Origin of the sequence: Chromobacterium sp., assembly GCF_041912965.1 — a bacterium.
In the GTDB taxonomy this organism is placed as follows: domain Bacteria; phylum Pseudomonadota; class Gammaproteobacteria; order Burkholderiales; family Chromobacteriaceae; genus Chromobacterium; species Chromobacterium aquaticum.
The window spans coordinates 1-17,686 of record NZ_JAYSGF010000020.1; the positions used below are offsets into that span (position 1 = coordinate 1).

A 17,686-nucleotide genomic window follows, 5' to 3' on the forward strand; every position below is an offset into this window, starting at 1 on the left:
CGCCATCGCCGCCCAGGAGGAACTGACCCTGCTCTGCGGCGGCGCCTACCTGCGCTTGAAGCAGGACGGCACGGTGGAAATCGGCAGCCCCGGCAATCACACCGTCAGAGCCTTGAACTGGGCCTTGCTCAAGCAGCCGGCCAGCCTGGAGGCGCGGCTGCCCCGTTTCCAGATAGCGCCGCCATGCCAGCCGCCACAAAGCCATTCCGCGCAAACCGGCGGCGCCACCCTGAATTACCCCAAGCAGGAGTCCCAGGCATGAACGCCGCGATGGAACCGGACTTGAATGCCTTGCTAGCGCAAGATCCAGCGCCGGCCGGTCTCTACCTGCTGATCGATCGCAGCCAGCATGACCCCCTGCTTGGCCTGTGGGATGGCCCGGTGCCGGAGCAGGCCATCCATCCACTGCGGGATCTGCTGTTCGAGGCAGCGCCGGAGCGCGCGCCGGCGCTGCTGGACCCGGCCGCCTGGCCGGACATGTCGTCGAGACTGCGTTTGAGCTGGCTGCAAAACATGTTGTGGGCCTATGACCGCACAATCAACAGCCTGAGCGAATACTATCTTTCCGGCTGGCTGCTGGCCGACGCCCCCGCCGCCGAAGTGGCCGATCATCTCAGCCGCCTGCTGCCGCAGCAGCATCCGTCCGGCGAACTGCGCCACCTGCGCGTCTACGATCCGCAGGTCTTCCATCTTTTGATAGAGAAACTGCCCGCGGAGCAGCGCCGGGCGCTGCTGGGTCCGGTGCGCCACTGGTGGTACAGCGCCAAGGCCAAGCAACTGGCCGTGGTGTCCGCCGACCCGGCGCAACGGCCGCCGCCCGGCGGCTTCCTGCTGCCGGACCACACTTGGCACTGGCTGGAAATCCTGCCGGATATTCTGCTGATGCGTTACCTGCTGCCGCTGCTGCAAGACGCGGCGGTGGGAAGGTTGCCGGCGCGGGAGCTGGAGCTGGATCTGGACCACGCCGCCGCCTGGCTGGATCTGGCCCGGGCCCGTGGTTGGACGCGGGCCGGGGACGAGGCCGCCGGCTACGCCGTGCTGCTGGAACTGCTGGGCCCGGATGACGCGGAGCACCCGGCGTTGCTCGCGCTGCTGGAAGTCTGCCGCGCACCCGACTACCCGGCCGGCCTTTACAACTACCTGATCTTCCAGTTCCAAAGCCAGGACTGGCCCAGGGTGCTGGACACCATTCGCCCCCGCCGCCACCGGAATTTCCGACCATGAGCCAAGTCCCCGACAACAGCCGGCTGCCCTGCGGCGGCGTGTTCTGCAACCGTCCAGGCCAGCTGATTCTGCCGCTACGCTACGCGCTGGCCGCCCATCGCGACGGCCATGCCGACCTGGCTCCGCTGCCCGCCGCCGGCCCGCTCGGCGCCGGCGTCAGCGAACGCCGGCTCGCCACCGCCGGCTACACCCTGCGTCTGCTGCGCGCCGGCTATCTCTACATGCTGGTTCAGCGCCGCGGCCAGCCGCGCGGCTGGGAACGCGCCTGGACCGTGGACGACAAAAGCTGCCTCGCCGCCTTCAATCCCGGCGTGTTCACCCCGGTGCCCCGCGCCTTCCAGTGCGCTACCTCCGGCCACCACGTCAACGCCTCGCTGATCAATGTCGAACATCCCGACACCGTTCAGGAGCTGCGCCTGCTGTTCCTGCCGGACCCGCTGACCCCGCGCATGCTGAACCAGATCCGCGACACCCCGCGGCTGTGGCAGCAACTGCAAAGCTTCAAGCTGGCGCCGCAACCCCAGCCGCATGCGCTGAGCCCGCCGCAACTGGAACCGCATGTGGCTGAATACCGCTTTCTCAAGCAGGATCGGAGCAAGGTCAAACGTTTCGATCCCCACCTGTTCCCCACGCTGGCGGCGCAAGCCGCCAGCTATGACAACAGCCCGCTCAGGCAGAACCCCAAAATCGCCGCCGCGCTGGCCCGGCAGCCGCCCGGCGTCAGCCTCGTTCTCCAGAACGTGTCTTTTCCCTACCAAGAGCGGCTGGACGGCATCCGCGACATCCTTGGCCAGCAAGGCAGTTTCGCCGTCGCCCTGCACGACCCGATCGGCCTGACCCAGGAACTGGCCAACTGGCACAACACCGCCACGCTAGACCTGGAGCGCGACATGGAGCGCGCTTCCGGCTACAACCGTTACAGTCGGCAGCAAGCCTATCAAATCCTGCTCACCGTGGAAGAGGCCCGGGACGCCTTGTACGACAATCACCTCAGGCAACGGCGGCCGGCGCCGGAGCTGCTGCTGGACCAGGACCTGCACAGCCGGCCGCTGGGCCGCGACGGCCTGCTGAGCCCCGTGCCTTTCCTGCCCAATGCGCGCAACACCCACCGCAACCGCGCCGAATACGAGCAAACACTGGCGGATTGGGAGCGCCGGCACGGCGCCGCCACTCGTCAGCAAGCCCAGGCCACCTGGAACCGCTACCGCGCCCGGCTCAGCGACGAAGCCGGCTACCGGGCGGCGTTCCAGCAACTGCAGCAGCGCATCCGCCAGGCCGACGCCGAAGCCGAGCAACGCTTCGCCGACTGGCAACAGTGGCTGAACAGCCAGGCATTGCGGCAGACGCTTGGCTACTACGACGACGCCGACCTGGACAGCGGCCACTGTTACGCGCACCAGATCGGCCTGTGTCAGAACGGCGTCAACGCCAGCGCGGCCGGCCAGCGCTGGCTGGCGCTGCAGGCCGACGTCCAGCCCGGCCAGCCCGGCGCGCTGTTGCAGCATGCGCTGATGCTGAACCAGCACAGCGTCAAGACAGCCTTCGCCAGCCCGGACAAATTAGCGGAAGGCGCCAGGCTGCTCAGCGACTACTGGGACAAGCTCAACCAGTCCAGCAGCAGCCTCAGCCACCTGGGCGGCGTCAACCTGCTGGTTTTGCAAGCCGGCCACGCGATGCTGGCCAAGCTGCCGGCCGGCCAAACGCTGGACCGCGCGGTCTTGAGCGCCAGCCGCCTGCACCGGCTGCTGCAATGCGGACTGGGCAAGGTGCGCGGGGACCTGCTGGCCGCTCACTTCCCCAATCCGCAGGCGCGGGCGGCGGCGGCGCAGCGGCTGGCCAAGGCCGATCGCAAGCAAATGAGCGCGGCGCTGCAAGGGTGCTCGCCGCCGGGCAATCTGGCGAGCTTGCGCTTCGCCAGCATCGTCACCCTGTTGGAAATGGCCAATCTGTACGGCAAGGCGCCCAAGATGGGCGACAACTGGCGGGCGGCGGCGGAAGGCAGCGCGGCGATGCTGGGCTTGAGCGCGGTGCTGCTGGAGCTGGGCGCCAACGCCAGCGAGCTGAGCGCGGGCCAGATCCCCGGCCGCGGGCTGGCCCAGCAAGTGAGCGGCCAGCAGCGCGCCATCGTCGGCGGCGGGATGAAACTGGCGGCCGGCGCCTTGGGCAGCGTGGCGGGGATGTTGGGGATGGTGGTGGATTTTAGTGCTTATGTGGAGGCGAGAGACAGAGATAGGAAAGGTCTAAGCTATGTTTATTTCCTTCGCGCAGCGGTGTCAGGAGGTGGTGCTGCGTTGGGCGCGGCGATTGCGCTGGGTTCGGCGGGAGAGTTTCTGGCTTGGGCGTTGAGCAAAGCGAAGCTTCCCTTTCTGCGTGGCATGTTGGACGGTTTGGCCAAAGTCAGCGGCTGGATCGCCACCGCCCGGCTATTCGGCCAGCGGGTGCTGCCGCTGCTGCTGCGCGGCGCGCGCCTTGCCAGCGGCGTGGGACTGGTGAGCACCGGCGCGATCTGGCTGCTGGAGCCGGACGCGCTGGAAAAATGGTGCGATCAATCGATGTTGCGCAAGCGGCCCGGCGATCCGCGCTTCCCCAACTTCAGCGAGGAAATCGAAGCCTTGAACGCCGCCATCCAGGAGCTGCGCTGATGTACTGGATGGAGTGGATCAGCTATCTCAATCGCAAGCGTCCCAAGCCGGGCAGCATTCTGGACCAGTATCAGAGCCAGACCACCACGCCAGTAAAGAGGATAGAGAGTGAGGAGGGGGCGAGAGAAAAATACCTATATCAACGCTGTGCCGAGCATATCGACGACCATCATGCGATCTATCGTCATACCAACACCTATATCGATGTTTGTACTTATAACGATGATAAGCGAGGCTTGATTACACTCGTACTAGCAGTGTTTACATGGGGAGGGGGGCTAGCTTGGTACAGCGTAATTGATATCTGGCTGGAGTTGTTCGGCTTAAGCCCTAATCAGGCGGTTAGTACCTTGGAGTTTTGGATTGCTTTTATTGGCTTTACCCTGACAACGCCTGTTTACTGCTATGTTCTGTTGCGTTTTGGTTTCCCCATCTGGCGTCTGGAAGCTTTCACATTACGGCGGCTGGTGGTGCGCTTCAACCGCAAGACCCGCAAAGTCTATCTGCTGCGTCCGCCGCATCTGGGCGGCGTGGCCGAATATGACTGGGACAAAACCGAAGCCGGCGTTCCCGAAGTCGAGAACGCAGCCGATGCCGCCGGCGCGGCTGGCGGCTTCCTGCTGTTGGCTTGGGAAACCGATGACAACCAGAATCCCTATGCCGGCACCAGCCAGGGCGTCGACGGTGCCTTCCTCGGCGGTCCCTGCGACGACTACGCCCAACTGGTCGGGTTCTGGGAATACATCCGCCGTTTCATGGAGGAGGGGCCGCAGGCCGCGCCGCGGCCGCGGCGGCTGCGCACGCGCTGGCCCAATCCGGTTTCCAGCCTGCTGACGGTGTTCCGCCTCAATCTGCCGGGCGGCATCGGCAAGCTGCCGTTCTTCCGCGTGCTCAGGGTCATCATGTTCCCGGCCTTCTTCATCTGGATGCTGGGTCATCAGCTCTCGCAGCTGCTCAGCTACGAGGGCCGCTTCCCCAAGGCCATCCGCCGCGTCAGCGGCGAATCCGAGCTGGGCTCGCTGCTGGCGCTGATCGGCTACAACCTGCTGCCGCTGTTGTACACGCCGCTCTGGGTCTGGCCGCTGTTCGCCTGGCTGGACAATCAAGACCCGTGGCTGCCGTGGCATTGGCTGCGGAGCTGGTTGTGAGCGGAATGGCCTGGCTGGGTGATCTGAAGATGCGTTCACGCGCAGCCCGGCGTCCGCGTGGGCAAGCCCTGCGGCCTTGCCCCCCCTACAGGCCGGACGCGCTGGAAAAATGGTGCGATCAATCGATGTTGCGCCAGCGGCCCGGCGATCCGCGCTTCCCCAACTTCAGCGAGGAAATCGAAGCCTTGAACGCCGCCATCCAGGAGCTGCGCTGATGTACTGGATGGAGTGGATCAGCTATCTCAATCGCAAGCGTCCCAAGCCGGGCAGCATTCTGGACCAGTATCAGAGCCAGACCACCACGCCAGTAAAGAGGATAGAGAGTGAGGAGGGGGCGAGAGAAAAATACCTATATCAACGCTGTGCCGAGCATATCGACGACCATCATGCGATCTATCGTCATACCAACACCTATATCGATGTTTGTACTTATAACGATGATAAGCGAGGCTTGATTACACTCGTACTAGCAGTGTTTACATGGGGAGGGGGGCTAGCTTGGTACAGCGTAATTGATATCTGGCTGGAGTTGTTCGGCTTAAGCCCTAATCAGGCGGTTAGTACCTTGGAGTTTTGGATTGCTTTTATTGGCTTTACCCTGACAACGCCTGTTTACTGCTATGTTCTGTTGCGTTTTGGTTTCCCCATCTGGCGTCTGGAAGCTTTCACATTACGGCGGCTGGTGGTGCGCTTCAACCGCAAGACCCGCAAAGTCTATCTGCTGCGTCCGCCGCATCTGGGCGGCGTGGCCGAATATGACTGGGACAAAACCGAAGCCGGCGTTCCCGAAGTCGAGAACGCAGCCGATGCCGCCGGCGCGGCTGGCGGCTTCCTGCTGTTGGCTTGGGAAACCGATGACAACCAGAATCCCTATGCCGGCACCAGCCAGGGCGTCGACGGTGCCTTCCTCGGCGGTCCCTGCGACGACTACGCCCAACTGGTCGGGTTCTGGGAATACATCCGCCGTTTCATGGAGGAGGGGCCGCAGGCCGCGCCGCGGCCGCGGCGGCTGCGCACGCGCTGGCCCAATCCGGTTTCCAGCCTGCTGACGGTGTTCCGCCTCAATCTGCCGGGCGGCATCGGCAAGCTGCCGTTCTTCCGCGTGCTCAGGGTCATCATGTTCCCGGCCTTCTTCATCTGGATGCTGGGTCATCAGCTCTCGCAGCTGCTCAGCTACGAGGGCCGCTTCCCCAAGGCCATCCGCCGCGTCAGCGGCGAATCCGAGCTGGGCTCGCTGCTGGCGCTGATCGGCTACAACCTGCTGCCGCTGTTGTACACGCCGCTCTGGGTCTGGCCGCTGTTCGCCTGGCTGGACAATCAAGACCCGTGGCTGCCGTGGCATTGGCTGCGGAGCTGGTTGTGAGCGGAATGGCCTGGCTGGGTGATCTGAAGATGCGTTCACGCGCAGCCCGGCGTCGGCCTTGCCCACGCTACAGGCCGGACGCGCTGGAAAAATGCTGCGATCAATCGATGTTGCGCCAGCGGCCGGGCGATCCGTGCTTGGAAGCTGACGTTTTTGTCATCATCGAAACGGGAGATGGATATGGCTTGGCCTTTTCCGCAATTGACGCGGCCGGATTGGCCGCCGCCGCCGTCGCATGGCCGTTGGCTGGCCATGCTGGCCGGGGCTTTTATTCTCGGCATGGTCGCCACCAGCTTGCTGTGGCCGCGCGGTCAGCTCATGGATTGGCGTTTTTGGGGCTGGGCGCTGTTGATTCCCGGTTTGAGCTGGCTGATGTTGTGGGGAGGACGCTACTACCTGTTTGAAACCGAGCGGGAGGAGGTTCAGGCGGAGCGGCAGGCGCAGGACGAGTTGATGCGGGGCTGGGAGCAATGGGCGCGCGCGGCGCTGCCGGTGTTGGCTGCCAGCGTGCGTCTGGCGCGCCCGCTGTCGCTGGAACAGCGGCTGGCCGGGAATGGGCCGCAGTATGCGGGCCAGGCATTGAGCCTGCCGCCGGTCTTGGATCCTGGGCCGCTGCCGGAGTGGCTTGCCGTTGAGCCGGAACGGCGGGAGCGTGTTTTGCGTTTGCAGGCTTTATTGCTGGAGGTGCTGACACCGGAGTTGATGGCGCGCTTGGCGGCGCTCGGAAACGGAGACTTGGTCCTGATGGCCAGGGAGGAGGATGAGGCTTTGTGGCGCTTGGTCTGCCGCCAGCAATTGTCCGGCGGTGGCGAGGAGCGCTGGCGGGAGCCGTTAGCGGAGCGGGCAGGGATGCTGACGCCGGAACAGGGCTGGCAGGCGATTTACGATCAGGTGTACCAGCAGGAGAGGCGTCGGCCTGTCTTGCTATTGGGCGCGCTGTTGCACGGGGCCGACGATATGGCGCCGGATGGTTCCGAGCATGGTTTCGCTTTGCTGTTGGGCGGCCGCGATGACGGTGCGCGGCCCATCCGCCATCTGTCGCGTTCGCAGCCGACTTCGGCGGCCGAGTGGTCCGAGGACTTGGCGCAGCTGATGCGAGTGCAGGGCGATGCCAAACCGCCGGATTGTGTCTGGCACAGCGGTTTGGGGCAAGAAGAGCTGCAAGGGCTGGGCCAAGCGCTGAGCGCGCGGCTGCCGGACTGGTTCCAGCGGGAGAGGGTGCCGCTGGAATCGCTGGAGGATGCGCTGGGCTTGGCGGGCGATCTGAGCTACCCCTTGCATCTGGCCATTTTGTGCCAGCCGGACATGCCGGAAGAGCAATGGCTGGCATGGAAGGACGCGGCGGGCTGCCGGCTGCAGAGGGTGTCCGCCGCGCCGAAGGGCGAAGCGCTCACTCCGGCACCGAGGACAGCGGCAGCTTCATCGTCTGTTTGATCGCGTTCAAGGCGATGGTGGATTTGACGCTGCGCACCAGCGACAGCCGCATCAGCCGGTTCATCACGAAGGTGGACAGCGAGGGCAGGTCCGGCACCACGATGCGCAGCAGGTAGTCCGCCTCGCCGGCGGCGGCGTAGCATTCCAGCACCTCAGGCAGTTCATTGATGGCCTGGGCGAATTCCTGCAAGGCGCTTTCGCTGTGGCGTTCCAGGCTGACGTGGGCGAAGGCCATCACCGACAGGCCCACCTGTTCCGGTTTCAGCGCCACCTGATAGCCCTGGATCACGCCGTTCTCTTCCATGCGCTGGATGCGGCGGCCGATCTGCGACGCCGACAGCGCCACTTGCTGCGCCAGCTTCTGATGGGTGCTGCGGGCGTCGTGCTGCAGCGCGTCCAGGATCTGGTAGTCGAAGCGGTCCAATTCAATTTTGCGCATGATGAGCATTTCGTGGTGTTTATATGCGGCAAGTGTGCAAAAAAAATCGTACACAGGCAAATTTTGCGGTCTTCCCGCATCGCTCCGGGCCTAAACTAGAGTTATCCACCTAAATTCCGGACCCGCCACCATGAACGACCGAGCCGATTTCGTCGTGCCCGACATCACCACGCGCAAGAATGTCGGACTCAGCCACGACCGCGTGGACTTCACGCTGCCGCAACCGCTGGAGCGCTACACCGCCGCCGACCACGCCACCTGGGCCACGCTGTACCGCCGCCAGAGCGAGATGCTGCCGGGCCGCGCCTGCGATGAATTCCTGGAGGGTCTGGAGCGCCTGGGCGTGGACGCGGACCGGGTGCCGGATTTCGCCAAGCTGAATGAACAATTGATGGCCGCCACCGGCTGGCGGATCGTGGCGGTGCCGGGCCTGATTCCGGACGATGTATTCTTCGAACACCTGGCCAACCGCCGCTTCCCGGTCACCTGGTGGCTGCGCGAGCCGCACCAGCTGGACTATCTGCAAGAGCCGGACGTGTTCCATGATTTGTTCGGCCATGTGCCGCTGTTGATCAATCCGGTGTTCGCCGACTACCTGGAGGCTTACGGCAAGGGCGGCATGAAGGCCAAGGCGCTGGGCGCCTTGCCGCTGCTGGCGCGCTTGTACTGGTACACGGTGGAGTTCGGCCTGATCAACACCCCCAAGGGCATGCGCATCTACGGCGCCGGCATCGTGTCCAGCAAGGGCGAATCGGTGTACTGCCTGGACAGCGCCAGTCCCAACCGCGTCGGTTTCGATCTGGAGCGCATCATGCGCACCCGCTACCGCATCGACACCTTCCAGAAAACCTATTTCGTCATCGACAGCTTCCAGCAGTTGTTCGACGCCACCGCGCCGGATTTCGCGCCGTTGTACGCGCGCCTGGCCGAGGCGCCGACGCTGGGCGCCGGCGACATCGCCGCGGAGGACCAGGTTTTCAACGTTGGCGACCGCAGCGGCTGGGGCGATTCCGAAGATGTGTGACGCCTTGCCGTGATGGCTGGCAAGCTTGCGATAGACCCGCCACGGCGGGTCTTTTTATTTGTTCCGATTAAAACAAAAATGTGAGTGTTTGCTAGATTGATAAGCATTCTCATTTTTGTTAGATTGAGGCTCCGATTCCTATCGCTCAACCCAACAGGGGACACACCTTGAAAACGCACCTGATGCTTGCCGCCATCCTGGCGGGTTTCGCCGGCCACGCCATGGCGGAAGACGTAGTGGTTTACAGCGCTCGCGCCGAGCAGTTGGTCAAGCCCATCATCGAGGCTTACAAGAAGGAAACCGGCGTCAACATCAAGCTGGTGTCGGACAAGGAAGGTCCGCTGATGGAGCGCCTGCGCGCCGAGGGCGGCAACAGTCCGGCCGATCTGCTGCTGACCGTGGACGCGGGCAATCTGTGGCAGGCCGCCAAGATGGGCCTGCTCAAGCCGGTGAAGTCGCCGCTGCTGGACGCCAACATCCCGTCCTATCTGCGCGACCCGGGCAATGAGTGGTACGGCCTGTCCATCCGCGCGCGCACCATTTTCTACAACACCCAGAAAGTGAAGCCGGGCCAACTGTCCAGCTACGCCGACCTGGCCGACCCCAAGTGGAAGGGCAAGCTGTGCCTGCGCACGTCCAAGAAGGTCTACAACCAGTCGCTGGTGGCGATGATGCTGGCCGATCTGGGCCCGGCCAAGACCGAGAAAGTGGTCAAGGGCTGGGTGGATAATCTGGCCACTCGCGAATTCCCGGACGACACCAAGATGCTGGAGGCCATCGCCGCCGGCCAGTGCGAGGTGGGCATCGCCAACACCTATTACTACGGCCGCCTGATGGAAAAATCGCCCAAGCTGCCGCTGGGCATTTTCTGGGCCGACCAGGCGGGCAAGGGCACCCATGTGAACATTTCCGGCGCCGGCGTGGTCAAGCACGCCAAGAACGAGAAGGGCGCGCTGAAGTTCCTGGAATGGCTGTCCAGCGCCAAGGCGCAGAATATGTTCGCCGACGTGAACATGGAATTCCCGGTCAACCCCAAGGTCAAGCCTGACGCCAGCGTGGCCGCCTGGGGCGAGTTCAAGCACAGCTACATCAATGTCGCCAACGCCGGCGCGCGCCAGGCGGAGGCGGTGAAGCTGATGGACCGCGTAGGCTACAAGTAAGCCGCGGCGGGCCGTCTGCCCGCATTTTTTTACAGCCTGTCGGGCACCAAAGTCCCGGCAGGCTGTCTTTGCTTGTTTCCCCGCGTTTTTGACATGGTTTCTCCGCCGATGATTCGTTTCTTGTCGCCGTGGCGCGGCCTGGCTTTCGGCATCAGCCTGCTGACCGTCGTGCCGCTGCTGGTGATGCTGTGCTCGTTGCTGGCGCCGGACTGGGAGGTGTGGCGGCATCTGTACGATTACACCTTGCCGGAGCTATTGCTCAACACCTTGTATCTGATAGGCGGCGTCGGCGCCGGCGTGCTGCTGCTGGGCGTGCCGCTGGCCTGGCTGACCGCGGTGCATGATTTCCCCGGGCGCCGTTTTTTCCACTGGGCGCTGATGCTGCCGCTGGCGATGCCGGCCTATGTGCTGGCGTTTTCGCAGCTGGGCCTGTTCGATTTCACCGGGCCTTTGCAAAGCTGGCTGCGCGAGCGTTTCGGCGATTCGTCCTGGGTGCCGAATATCCGTTCCACGCCGGGCGTGATCCTGGTGATGTCGCTGGCCTTCTACCCCTATGTCTATCTGCTGGCGCGCAACGCCTTCGCCAGCATGGGCCGGCGCGCGCTGGAAGTGGGGCAGTCGCTGGGCCTGTCGCGCTGGCAGGGCTTCCGCCGCGTGGCGCTGCCGATGGCGCGGCCGTGGATCGCCGGCGGCCTGATGCTGGCCTTGATGGAAACGCTGGCCGATTTCGGCACCGTGGCCATTTTCAATTTCGACGCCTTCACCTCGGCCATCTACAAGGCCTGGTTCAGCCTGTTTTCCCTGCCGGCGGCCAAGCAGCTGGCGTCCTTGCTGGTGTTGATGGTGCTGCTGCTGCTGTGGCTGGAGCAGCGCTCGCGCGGGCGCCGCGCCTATACCCAGGCCGGCAAGGCGTCGCCGCTGCCGCGCTTGCGGCTGGACGGCGCGGCCGGTTGGCTGGCCGCCTCCGCCTGCGCGCTGGTGCTGATCCTGGCTTTCGCGCTGCCCTTCGGCCAGTTGTTGGTCTGGGCCGGCGCCCACTTGGCCGAGGACCTGGACGCGGACTTCCTCGGCCATGTCGCCAACTCGCTGCTGCTGGCCTTGCTGGCCGCCGGCCTGGTGGCCTTGACCGCCTTGCTGCTCAGCTACGCGGCGCGGCGCGAGCCCTCGCGCTGGACCCGGCTGTGGAGCCGGCTGGCGACGCTGGGCTACGCGGTGCCGGGCACGGTGCTGGCGGTGGGGGTGTTCGTGCCCATCGCCTGGCTGGACAACCGCTTGCTGGATTGGCTGCGGCCCTGGCTGGCGCCGGACGCCAGCGCGGTGATCAAGGGCACTTTGCTGGTGCTGATGCTGGCCTATGTGGCGCGCTTCCTCGCGGTCGGCCATTCCGCGGTGGACACGGCGATGCATCGCATCAGCCGCAGCCAGGAGGAGGCGGCGCGCAATATGGGCTATAGCGGCCTGCGCCTGCTGACGCGGCTGCATCTGCCGCTATTGCGCGGCGGCCTGTTCACCGCGGTGCTGATGGTGTTCGTCGACGTGATGAAGGAGATGCCGATCACCTTGATGACCCGGCCTTATGGCTGGGACACGCTGGCGGTGAGGATTTTCAATTTGACCACCGAGGGCGAATGGGAGCGCGCGGCCTTGCCGGCGGTGGCCATCGTGCTGGCCGGCCTGCTGCCGGTGTGGGTGTTGTCGCGGCAGAAGGATGCGGTCTGAGATGAAGCGTATGGATGAACAAGCCTTGCTGGAGTTCGACCTGGTCAGCCAGAAGTACGGCGAGAGCCGGGTAGTGGACAATATGAGTTTCGGCTTGCAGGCCGGGGAGATCGCCTGCCTGCTGGGCAGTTCCGGCTGCGGCAAGACCACGGTGCTGCGTTGCATTGCCGGTTTCGAGAAGCTGCTGGGCGGCGAAATCCGGCTCAATGGCCAGGTGATCAGCTCTTTCCGCGAACAGCTGCCGGCGCATCAGCGCCGCATCGGCATGGTGTTCCAGGATTACGCGCTGTTTCCGCACCTGACCGTGGCCGGCAATGTCGGTTTCGGCCTGAACGCGCTGCCCAAGAGCCAGCGCGCGACGCGGGTGGCGGAAGTGCTGGAGGTGGTGGGGCTGGCGGAGTGGGCGCGGCGCTATCCGCACGAATTGTCCGGCGGCCAGCAGCAGCGGGTGGCGCTGGCGCGCGCCTTGGCGCCCAGGCCCAGCCTGCTGTTGCTGGACGAGCCGTTTTCCAATCTGGACGTGGATTTGCGCGAGCGCTTGTCGCGCGAGGTGCGCGACATCCTGAAGAGCCAGGGCGCCACCGCCATCATGGTGACCCATGACCAGAACGAGGCCTTCGCCATTGCCGACCGCGTCGGCGTGATGCAGCAGGGCCGGCTATTGCAGTGGGACACGCCGTATCGGCTTTACCACGAGCCGGCCACGCGCTATGTCGCCGATTTCATCGGCCAGGGCGTGTTCCTGTCCGGCAAGGTGACCGGGCCGCGCTGCGTGGCGCTGGAGATAGGCGAATTCTGCGGCATCGTACCCTTGCAGTTCGAGACCGGAGACGAGGTGGATGTGCTGGTGCGGCCCGACGATGTGGTGCACGACGATGTCAGCCCGACGCGGGCGCGGGTCAGCGCCAAGGTGTTCCGCGGCGCCGAGTTCCATTACACCTTGACGCTGCCGTCCGGCCAGCGGGTACTGGCCCAGGTGCCCAGCCATCACGACCATGCGCTGGGCGAGGCGATAGGCATCCGGCTGGAGCTGGATCATTTGATCGCTTTTCCGCGCTCGGGAGCGGGAGGCGGCTGACCAGGGCCGGGGAACGCTGGGAGGGCGGGAAAAAACGGGGCCAAGCCGCAGGCAAAACCGATCAGGAGGTTTTGCCCATTCTTTGCGGGTCAGACTCAGCGTTCCAGTATCGCCTTGCGATGGCGGCGGAACACCCATTTTTCCCACAGCAGGTGGGTGGCTTCGTCGAAAGCGCCGCTGATGTCGGCGCAGATCAGATAGTTGCCGTTTTCGCCCGGCGTCACCGTGCGGATGCGGGCGGCGAGAAACAGCAGCAGCGCGGAGTCGGGATTGGGGCATAGCGCCACCAGCACCGGCTCGCTGCCGTGGTTGGCGTGGTCGGAGATCCAGGCGATGCTGTCCAGGCCCAGCCGGCACGGCGTTAGCGGCGCTCGTTCGGGGTGGCGCGACAGCAGCGATACTTCCAGCGCCAGGTCCAGCTTGGCTTCCAGCCGCACCAGCATCGGGTCGGCTTCGGGCAGGGTTTCGGTGGGTGCGGCCAGCACCCGCAGCGCCAGCCGGGTTTCGCGCTCCTGGCGCGCCGGACAGATCCCGCCAGGCAGCGGCTGTACCGAGAACGGCAGTTCGGCGTCAAAGCTGGCGCTGCCCAGTTCAGGAAATAAGCTCATCGGTCGGCTCCCGTGGCGTGCGTGTTCAGTGGTACAGGTTCAGGATGCGGTCCAGCCCGCCGTGGTTGATGGCGATGTCGGCCTGGGCGCGCACCACCGGCTTGGCGTGCACGGCGATGCCGACGCCGGCTTCGGCCAGCATTTGCAAATCATTGGCGCCGTCGCCCATCGCCAGCACCTGCTCAGGCTTAAGCCCCAGTGCCTCGCGCTGCTGGATCAGCAAGCGTTTCTTGGCGGCGGCGTCGACGATGGGGCCGCGCACCCGGCCGGTCAAGGCGCCGTTTTCCACTTCCAATTGATTGGCGAAGGCGAAGTCCAGGCCCAATTCGGCTTTCAGCCTGTCGGTGAAGAAGGTGAAGCCGCCGGAGACCAGCATGAACTTGACGCCGTGGCGCTTGCAGGCGGCCAGCAAGGTCTCGGCGCCCGGCATCAGCCGGACTCTGTCACGATAGACCTGTTCCAGCGCGCTTTCCGGCAAGCCGCGCAGCAGCGCCACCCGCTCCGCCAGCGAGGCGGCGAAGTCCAGCTCGCCGCGCATCGAGCGTTCGGTGATGGCTGCCACTTGAGGCTTGAGGCCGTTGAGATCGGCGATCTCGTCTATGCACTCTATGGTGATCAGCGTGGAGTCCATATCCGACACCAGCAGGCCGAAATCGGCGAAACTGCGACCGGCTTCGACATAGGCGCCGTCATAGCCCCATTGCTCGCACAGCGCCAGCGTCGCGGCCCGTTGCGCCGGCGCCGCGCCGCGCAGGCGCGCGACGCTGGGGCTGGGATGATCCATATGGGTGGCCTCGGCGAGGTGGGCCAGTTCATGCAGATGATGCGGGTCCAGCGTGTCGGCTTGGATCACCAGGGTGTAGGCAGGGCTCATGGCGTGGCGGGTCAATGCGTGTCGGAATCGGCATTATGCCACGCCGCGCCGCTCAACGTTCCGCCCAGCGCCGCAGCCACGCGTCCACGGACAGCAGGCCGGGGCCGAAGGCGAGCACGGTGGCGATCAGCATGCCCCAGTAGTAATGGAATTCGCGGGTGGCCTCGGTCAGCCCCGGGTAGCTGATCACCGCCACCGCGTTGAGGATGAACAGGCCGGCGGCGGCGAAGCGCGCGCCCAGGCCCAGCGCCAGCAGCGCGGACAGGCCCAGTTCGCCGGCGGTGGCCAGCAGCGCGGCGATGGCGGGCGGCAGCAGCGGCACGTGGTATTCCTCGGTGAACAGCAGCAGGGTGGTGTCCCAGTCGTCTATCTTGGTCAGGCCGGATTTGAAGAACACATTGGCGATCCACAGCCGGAACAGCAGCAAGAGCAGCGGTTGCAGCAGATCGCCGCCGCGTATCAGCCAGCGATAGGGCGTGTTGAGGCGGGAGCAGGTCAAGGGGTTCATGGCGGGTGTCTCCTGTGTGTTGAGTATGGTTCAGCAGTGGCGGATGGCAAATCGTGGGCGTGAGTATCCCCTCCATGCCCGCAAGCTTGGATGAGATTCGGTGCTCAGGGTTTAAGCGTGTTTACAGTGTGAGGTCCTGGATCAGGCCCTGCTGGAACAGCCGCAGCAGGCCGGCCTGCAGGTCGAAGTCCGCTTCGGCGGCCAGCGCCTGTTCCACCGCGCTCTCCAGCATTGCGCCGTCGAGGAAGGCTTGCAGCAGCGCGGCCAGGCCGGGACCGACGATTTCGACTTGAACCCGGCCCTGAAGGCGGTAGACCAGCGTCGCCTCCGGCTGCCGGTGCAGGTCCACGTCCAGTTCCACCGGCTGGCGTTGGTGGGCCAGCCAGATCGACGCCGCCGGCCAGCGGCTGAGCAGGGCGGCGACATCGGGCAGCGGCCGCAGTCTGAGCTCACCCCAGCGCTGTTGCGGGAAGGCGGCCAGCGCGGCGCTGTCCACTGGCGCGGCGTCGGCGGCGTAGTAGGCGCGGTGGACCCGCCATTCCAGCCGCGCGACATCGGCCAGATAAGGCAGTTCGCGCGCGTGTTCGAAGCCGGCGATGAAGTCGCCGAAGCCGGCGCCGTACAGATGCAGATTGCCGCTGTGCGACGGATGGCCGCCGATGAAGGCGCGGGCCAGGCCGGTGAAGAAGTCCTCGCCCACCAGTTGGCGGCAGACCGGATAGATGAAGGCCAGGGTGTCGATCAGCCCCACCCGGTAATTGTTGCGGTAGACCGCGAGGCCGGCCGGGTTCAGCGCCGGCGCCGCTTCCACCGCGTGCGCCGGATCGGCGATCTGTTCCAGCAGTTCCGCCTGCCAATCAGACCAGTTCATGCGCGGCCTCCAGGATGGCCTGAGCCTTGGCGGCCTCGCCGCGCAAGGTGGCCAGCGGCGGAATTTCCAGATCCCATTCGATCAAGGTGGGCCGCGGGCCCAGCCGGGCGATGGCTTCGCGGTACAGCTGCCAGACGCCGTCGTGCACCGGCTGGCTGTGAGTGTCCACCAGCATGCCTTCGCGTTCGCTGTAGCCGGCCAGGTGGATTTCGCCTATCGCCGCCACCGGCAGCGCGTCCAGCACCGCGTCGGTGTCCACGCCCAGGTTGACGCGGTTGACGTAGAGATTATTGATGTCCAGCAGGATGCCGCAGCCGGTGCGGCGCACCAGTTCGGCCAGGAACTCGCCCTCGTGCATCTCGTTGCCGGGAAACTCCAGATAGCTGGACAGGTTTTCCAGCAGGATGGGCCGGCCCAGCGCGTCCTGGGTTTCCGCGACGTGGCCGGCGATCACCGCCAGCGACTCGCGAGTGTAGGGAATGGGCAGCAGATCGTTGACGAAGCGGTTGGCGGAATGATTGAAGGACAGGTGTTCCGATACCGCAGCGGGCTGCATCGCGTCCACCAGCCGCTTGAGCGCGGCCAGGTGAGTCGGGTCCGGGCGCGCGGCCGAGCCCAAGCCCAGGCCGACGCCGTGCAGCGACAGCGGCCAACAGGCGGCCACCTCATGCAGCATGCTCCATGGCATGCCGCCGTCGAAGAAGTTCTCGCTGTGCACTTCCACCCAGCCCAGGTCCGGGCGGCTGTCCAGCGCTTCGCGGTAATGCGGGGCGCGCAGGCCGATGCCGCAGACCGCGGGAAGCTTGGTTTTCATCGTCATTCCCTTCGATGCGCGGCTCCGGACGGCTGGTCCGGCGGCGCGATCAAGATTGCTTGGGCGGCGGCGTGGTGCTGCCGCCCAGGCTCTCGCAAGTCCCCTTGGGCACGCTGTGCCACTCATTGGGGTCGTTGTCCACCTTGGCTTCGCCGGCGCAATAATGGGCGCCGTCGGCGGAGGCGCAATCGTTCTTGCCGGCCGGGGTGACGCCATAGCATTTTTCCTTGGGCTGAGGCGCGTCCTCGGCCTGTGCCGAGGCGGCGACGCCCAGCGCGATGACGGCGCCGACGGCGGAGGCAAGCAGTTTGCGAGTGGTGTTCATGTCAGTCTCCTGTGGGGATGTGCGGGCCGGCCCTTGGTGGGTTTTAAGACCGGCGTTTGGCAAACCTCGCTGAGACTACATGGATTTGAAATTTGTTCTTTCAGATTTCGTTCAGATTCCGGCCGGAGCGCGGTGGCCGCGCTCCGGTCGGGTCCGGCTTACTTCTTAGGCGCGGAGCTGCCGCCCATTTTCTCGCAGCTGCCCTTGGCCACGTATTTCCAGTCGCCCGGGTCCTTGTCCATCTTGGCCTGGCCGGCGCAGGAATGGGCGCCGGTGGCCGACGCGCAGTCGTTCTTGCCTGCCTGGGCGATGCCGTAGCACTTCTCTTTGTCGGCGGCGGCGGCCGGCGCGGATGCCAGCGCGCCGAAGGCTACAACGGCGCCGAGAGCGGAGGCGATCAGGGTTTTGCTGGTACTCATGGTGTTTCTCCTGTTTAACGGCTTGAGGCCGAAAAT

General features: G+C 65.2%; 19 protein-coding genes. 11 read left to right on the forward strand and 8 right to left on the reverse strand.

The window, feature by feature from the left end:
• The 7 genes from ACE3QM_RS12165 to ACE3QM_RS12195 form a co-directional block, all read left to right on the forward strand.
• The coding region (locus ACE3QM_RS12165) for a hypothetical protein (protein WP_374422180.1) at positions 1-262 on the forward strand (262 nt) is incomplete at its 5' end.
• Positions 259-1,224, forward strand: a complete 966-nt coding sequence (locus tag ACE3QM_RS12170; RefSeq protein ID WP_374422182.1) for a DUF4123 domain-containing protein — start codon at positions 259-261, stop codon at positions 1,222-1,224. The genes ACE3QM_RS12165 and ACE3QM_RS12170, both read left to right, overlap by 4 nt.
• Positions 1,221-3,866, forward strand: a complete 2,646-nt coding sequence (locus ACE3QM_RS12175) for a T6SS effector BTH_I2691 family protein (RefSeq protein ID WP_374422184.1) — start codon at positions 1,221-1,223, stop codon at positions 3,864-3,866. Before ACE3QM_RS12170 ends, ACE3QM_RS12175 begins: the two co-directional genes overlap by 4 nt.
• Entirely contained in the window at positions 3,866-5,014 is a 1,149-nt protein-coding gene (locus ACE3QM_RS12180) for a DUF6708 domain-containing protein (RefSeq protein ID WP_374422186.1), read from the forward strand. The genes ACE3QM_RS12175 and ACE3QM_RS12180 overlap by 1 nt, the downstream gene beginning before the upstream one ends.
• Before the next feature lie 29 nt (positions 5,015-5,043).
• Positions 5,044-5,229: a hypothetical protein gene (locus ACE3QM_RS12185; RefSeq protein ID WP_374422188.1), complete on the forward strand. Its 186-nt coding sequence runs from the start codon at positions 5,044-5,046 to the stop codon at positions 5,227-5,229.
• The gene (locus ACE3QM_RS12190) at positions 5,229-6,377 is read left to right on the forward strand and encodes a DUF6708 domain-containing protein (RefSeq protein WP_374422186.1); all 1,149 of its coding nucleotides are present in this window, start codon (positions 5,229-5,231) and stop codon (positions 6,375-6,377) included. The genes ACE3QM_RS12185 and ACE3QM_RS12190 overlap by 1 nt, the downstream gene beginning before the upstream one ends.
• A gap of 180 nt (positions 6,378-6,557) precedes the next feature.
• Positions 6,558-7,811 (forward strand): hypothetical protein, encoded by a 1,254-nt coding sequence (locus ACE3QM_RS12195; RefSeq protein ID WP_374422190.1) that lies wholly within the window; start codon positions 6,558-6,560, stop codon positions 7,809-7,811.
• Here the strand turns inward: ACE3QM_RS12195 and ACE3QM_RS12200 are convergent.
• Positions 7,768-8,250: an Lrp/AsnC family transcriptional regulator gene (locus tag ACE3QM_RS12200; protein ID WP_231461042.1), complete on the reverse strand. Its 483-nt coding sequence runs from the start codon at positions 8,248-8,250 to the stop codon at positions 7,768-7,770. The genes ACE3QM_RS12195 and ACE3QM_RS12200 overlap by 44 nt on opposite strands.
• Before the next feature lie 130 nt (positions 8,251-8,380).
• Between ACE3QM_RS12200 and phhA the strand changes: the two genes are divergently transcribed.
• From phhA to ACE3QM_RS12220, 4 genes are all read left to right on the forward strand, one after another.
• Positions 8,381-9,274 carry a phenylalanine 4-monooxygenase gene (gene phhA / locus ACE3QM_RS12205; protein ID WP_374422193.1) on the forward strand — a complete coding sequence of 298 codons (894 nt, stop codon included), beginning with the start codon at positions 8,381-8,383 and terminating at the stop codon, positions 9,272-9,274.
• Positions 9,275-9,441: 167 nt separating this feature from the next.
• Entirely contained in the window at positions 9,442-10,434 is a 993-nt protein-coding gene (locus tag ACE3QM_RS12210; RefSeq protein WP_048407775.1) for an extracellular solute-binding protein, read from the forward strand.
• Between the two features lie 108 nt (positions 10,435-10,542).
• Positions 10,543-12,153, forward strand: a complete 1,611-nt coding sequence (locus tag ACE3QM_RS12215; protein ID WP_374422197.1) for an ABC transporter permease — start codon at positions 10,543-10,545, stop codon at positions 12,151-12,153.
• 1 nt (position 12,154) lies between these two features.
• A complete protein-coding gene (locus ACE3QM_RS12220; protein WP_374422199.1) occupies positions 12,155-13,231 on the forward strand; it encodes an ABC transporter ATP-binding protein in 1,077 nt (358 codons plus the stop codon).
• A 95-nt stretch (positions 13,232-13,326) separates the two neighbouring features.
• On the opposite strand, the gene ACE3QM_RS12225 is transcribed toward ACE3QM_RS12220, so the two are convergent.
• The 7 genes from ACE3QM_RS12225 to ACE3QM_RS12255 all read right to left on the reverse strand — a co-directional run bounded on the left by ACE3QM_RS12225 (position 13,327) and on the right by ACE3QM_RS12255 (position 17,650).
• Positions 13,327-13,839 carry a hypothetical protein gene (locus ACE3QM_RS12225; protein WP_048407778.1) on the reverse strand — a complete coding sequence of 171 codons (513 nt, stop codon included), beginning with the start codon at positions 13,837-13,839 and terminating at the stop codon, positions 13,327-13,329.
• 25 nt (positions 13,840-13,864) lie between these two features.
• A complete protein-coding gene (serB, locus tag ACE3QM_RS12230; protein ID WP_374422201.1) occupies positions 13,865-14,713 on the reverse strand; it encodes a phosphoserine phosphatase SerB in 849 nt (282 codons plus the stop codon).
• 52 nt (positions 14,714-14,765) lie between these two features.
• Entirely contained in the window at positions 14,766-15,221 is a 456-nt protein-coding gene (locus ACE3QM_RS12235) for a DoxX family protein (protein ID WP_048407780.1), read from the reverse strand.
• A gap of 121 nt (positions 15,222-15,342) precedes the next feature.
• Positions 15,343-16,092, reverse strand: coding sequence for a DUF2063 domain-containing protein (locus ACE3QM_RS12240; protein WP_374422204.1), 750 nt, complete (start codon positions 16,090-16,092; stop codon positions 15,343-15,345).
• Positions 16,079-16,906, reverse strand: coding sequence for a DUF692 domain-containing protein (locus ACE3QM_RS12245; protein WP_374422206.1), 828 nt, complete (start codon positions 16,904-16,906; stop codon positions 16,079-16,081). The genes ACE3QM_RS12240 and ACE3QM_RS12245 overlap by 14 nt, the downstream gene beginning before the upstream one ends.
• Positions 16,907-16,955: 49 nt before the next feature.
• On the reverse strand, positions 16,956-17,231 hold the full coding sequence (locus ACE3QM_RS12250; RefSeq protein WP_048407782.1) for a DUF2282 domain-containing protein: 276 nt from the start codon (positions 17,229-17,231) through the stop codon (positions 16,956-16,958).
• A gap of 158 nt (positions 17,232-17,389) precedes the next feature.
• The gene (locus ACE3QM_RS12255; protein ID WP_231461306.1) at positions 17,390-17,650 is read right to left on the reverse strand and encodes a DUF2282 domain-containing protein; all 261 of its coding nucleotides are present in this window, start codon (positions 17,648-17,650) and stop codon (positions 17,390-17,392) included.
• Positions 17,651-17,686: the final 36 nt, after the last annotated feature.

Bases quoted from the DNA above. Each gene is read 5' to 3' on its own strand.
- ACE3QM_RS12170 (WP_374422182.1), top strand. From the start codon at position 259: ATGAACGCCGCGATGGAACCGGACTTGAATGCCTTGCTAGCGCAAGAT.
- ACE3QM_RS12175 (WP_374422184.1), top strand. From the start codon at position 1,221: ATGAGCCAAGTCCCCGACAACAGCCGGCTGCCCTGCGGCGGCGTGTTC.
- ACE3QM_RS12180 (WP_374422186.1), top strand. From the start codon at position 3,866: ATGTACTGGATGGAGTGGATCAGCTATCTCAATCGCAAGCGTCCCAAG.
- ACE3QM_RS12185 (WP_374422188.1), top strand. From the start codon at position 5,044: ATGCGTTCACGCGCAGCCCGGCGTCCGCGTGGGCAAGCCCTGCGGCCT.
- ACE3QM_RS12190 (WP_374422186.1), top strand. From the start codon at position 5,229: ATGTACTGGATGGAGTGGATCAGCTATCTCAATCGCAAGCGTCCCAAG.
- ACE3QM_RS12195 (WP_374422190.1), top strand. From the start codon at position 6,558: ATGGCTTGGCCTTTTCCGCAATTGACGCGGCCGGATTGGCCGCCGCCG.
- ACE3QM_RS12200 (WP_231461042.1), bottom strand. From the start codon at position 8,250: ATGCGCAAAATTGAATTGGACCGCTTCGACTACCAGATCCTGGACGCG.
- phhA (WP_374422193.1), top strand. From the start codon at position 8,381: ATGAACGACCGAGCCGATTTCGTCGTGCCCGACATCACCACGCGCAAG.
- ACE3QM_RS12215 (WP_374422197.1), top strand. From the start codon at position 10,543: ATGATTCGTTTCTTGTCGCCGTGGCGCGGCCTGGCTTTCGGCATCAGC.
- ACE3QM_RS12220 (WP_374422199.1), top strand. From the start codon at position 12,155: ATGAAGCGTATGGATGAACAAGCCTTGCTGGAGTTCGACCTGGTCAGC.
- ACE3QM_RS12225 (WP_048407778.1), bottom strand. From the start codon at position 13,839: ATGAGCTTATTTCCTGAACTGGGCAGCGCCAGCTTTGACGCCGAACTG.
- serB (WP_374422201.1), bottom strand. From the start codon at position 14,713: ATGAGCCCTGCCTACACCCTGGTGATCCAAGCCGACACGCTGGACCCG.
- ACE3QM_RS12235 (WP_048407780.1), bottom strand. From the start codon at position 15,221: ATGAACCCCTTGACCTGCTCCCGCCTCAACACGCCCTATCGCTGGCTG.
- ACE3QM_RS12240 (WP_374422204.1), bottom strand. From the start codon at position 16,092: ATGAACTGGTCTGATTGGCAGGCGGAACTGCTGGAACAGATCGCCGAT.
- ACE3QM_RS12245 (WP_374422206.1), bottom strand. From the start codon at position 16,906: ATGAAAACCAAGCTTCCCGCGGTCTGCGGCATCGGCCTGCGCGCCCCG.
- ACE3QM_RS12250 (WP_048407782.1), bottom strand. From the start codon at position 17,231: ATGAACACCACTCGCAAACTGCTTGCCTCCGCCGTCGGCGCCGTCATC.
- ACE3QM_RS12255 (WP_231461306.1), bottom strand. From the start codon at position 17,650: ATGAGTACCAGCAAAACCCTGATCGCCTCCGCTCTCGGCGCCGTTGTA.